The sequence below is a fragment of the Allosphingosinicella sp. genome (genome assembly GCF_036387215.1).
Taxonomy (GTDB): domain Bacteria; phylum Pseudomonadota; class Alphaproteobacteria; order Sphingomonadales; family Sphingomonadaceae; genus Allosphingosinicella.
On sequence record NZ_DASVUE010000287.1, the window covers coordinates 1 to 2,214 of the forward strand.

Sequence of the window (2,214 nt, forward strand, 5' to 3'; positions counted from 1 at the left end):
ACCTCGGCTTCCACGGCCTCGATGTCCTCGCGGGTGAGGCCCTTGGGATGGGAGAAGTCGAACCGGAAATAATCGGGTGCGACCAGGCTGCCCTTCTGCGTGACGTGCGTGCCGAGCCGGTGGCGGAGCGCGGCGTGCAGCAGGTGCGTCGCCGAATGGTTGGCGCGGACGCGGCTGCGTCGCTCGGCATCCACCTCCAGGCGGACGGCATCGCCCACCTTCAAGGTCCCGTTCCGGACGACAGCCTGGTGGGCGTGCAGCCGGCCGAGCGGCTTGGACGTGTCCACAACCTCCGCTTCGAGGCCGTTCTCGCCGCGGATGAAGCCGGCATCTCCCATCTGGCCGCCGCTTTCGCCGTAGAAAGGCGTTTGGTTGGTGAGGACGGTCACCTTCTCGCCCGCCGAAGCGCTCTCGACGCGGGCGCCGTCCTTCACCAGCGCGAGCACCTGCCCCTCGCCCTCATGCCCCGAATAACCGGTGAAATCGGTCGAGCCATATTGCTCGGCGATGTCGAACCACACGTCTTCCGAAGCCTTGTCGCCGGAGCCCTTCCAGGCCGCGCGGGCGGCGGCCTTCTGCTCCGCCATGGCCGCATCGAAGCCGGGACGGTCGACGGCGAGCCCCTGCGCCCGAAGCGCGTCCTCGGTAAGATCGTACGGGAAGCCGTACGTGTCGTAGAGGCGGAAGGCGACCTCGCCGGCGAGCGTGGCGCCCTGCTTCATCGAAGCAGTCGCTTCGTCGAGCAGGCGTAGGCCCTTCTCCAACGTCTGCCGGAACCGGGTCTCCTCCAGCTTCAGCGTCTCCTCGATCAACGGCTGCGCGCGGACGAGCTCGGGGTAAGCGGCGCCCATCTCGGCGACCAGCGAAGGCACCAGCCGGTGCATCAGCGGCTCGCTCGCCCCGAGAAGGTGAGCATGCCGCATCGCCCGCCGCATGATCCTGCGGACGACATAGCCCCTGCCCTCGTTCGCCGGCAGGACGCCGTCCGCGATCAGGAAGCCGGAGGCGCGGAGGTGATCCGCGATTACCCGGTGGCTCGCCTGCGTGTTCTCGGTCACGCCGTTGTGCGTGAGCTCCGAGGAGGCCGCGATCAGCGCCTTGAAGGTGTCGGTGTCGTAATTGTCGTGGACGCCCTGCATCACCGCCGCGATCCGCTCCAGCCCCATGCCGGTATCGATCGAAGGCTTCGGGAGATCGCGGACGATCTCATTGTCCTCCTGCTCATATTGCATGAAGACGAGGTTCCAGATCTCGACGAAGCGATCGCCATCCTCGTCCGGAGAGCCTGGCGGTCCGCCGGGAATGTGATCGCCGTGATCGTAGAAGATTTCCGAGCAGGGCCCGCACGGGCCGCTGTCGCCCATCGCCCAGAAATTATCCTTGGTCGGAATGCGGATGATCCGGCTCTCGGGAAGGCCGGCGATCTTCTTCCAGAGCTCGAACGCCTCGTCGTCCGTATGGTAGACGGTGGCGGTGAGGCGGCCCGGATCGAGGCCGAAGTCGCGCGTCAGCAGGGTCCAGGCGTGAAGGATCGCCTGTTCCTTGAAATAGTCGCCGAAGGAGAAATTCCCCAGCATCTCGAAGAAGGTGTGGTGGCGCGCGGTGTAGCCGACATTGTCGAGATCGTTATGCTTGCCGCCGGCGCGGACGCATTTCTGCGAGGAGGTGGCGGTTGAATAAGGGCGCGTCTCGAGGCCGGTGAAGACGTTCTTGAACGGCACCATGCCCGCATTGACGAACATCAGCGTCGGATCGTTGTGCGGCACCAACGGCGCCGAAGGCACGATCTGATGCCCTTCGCTCCCGAAATAGTCGAGGAAAGAGCGGCGGATGTCGTTCGTCGAAGTCATGGCGGCGATGTAGGCGACGCGGCCTAGCCGGGCAAGCAGAGCGGCGGATGCTGCTCCTCACTCCGTCGAAGCGAGCTCGTCACCCTGGACTGCAGTCGCCTCCGCCGTCGGAGCGCTGGCGGGCCGCTGTTCCTCCGCGACGACCGCGAACCGGGAATAACGCTCCAGGCGGTCGAGCGCAGGATCCCGCTCCGCCGGCGCCGCAGGCTCGGCCGCTTCGGCCGACGCGAGGACCACCGGCGCCCGCTGGACGGGCCTTTCCTCCAGCATCTCGTCGATCGCGGAATCGCGGCGGGGGAAATATTCCTCTGGATAGGTCCGGCAGCCGACGCAGCTCATGTCGGCCGGCGCCGCCGCGGTGCGC

The 2,214-nt window shown here is 66.7% G+C and carries 2 protein-coding genes; both read right to left on the reverse strand.

Going from position 1 to position 2,214, the window contains the following annotated elements:
* A partial coding sequence (gene alaS, locus VF662_RS11660; RefSeq protein ID WP_464141300.1) for an alanine--tRNA ligase occupies nucleotides 1-1,850 on the reverse strand: 1,850 nt, incomplete at its 3' end.
* Between the two features lie 57 nt (nucleotides 1,851-1,907).
* The coding region (locus VF662_RS11665) for a hypothetical protein (protein ID WP_464141303.1) at nucleotides 1,908-2,214 on the reverse strand (307 nt) is incomplete at its 5' end.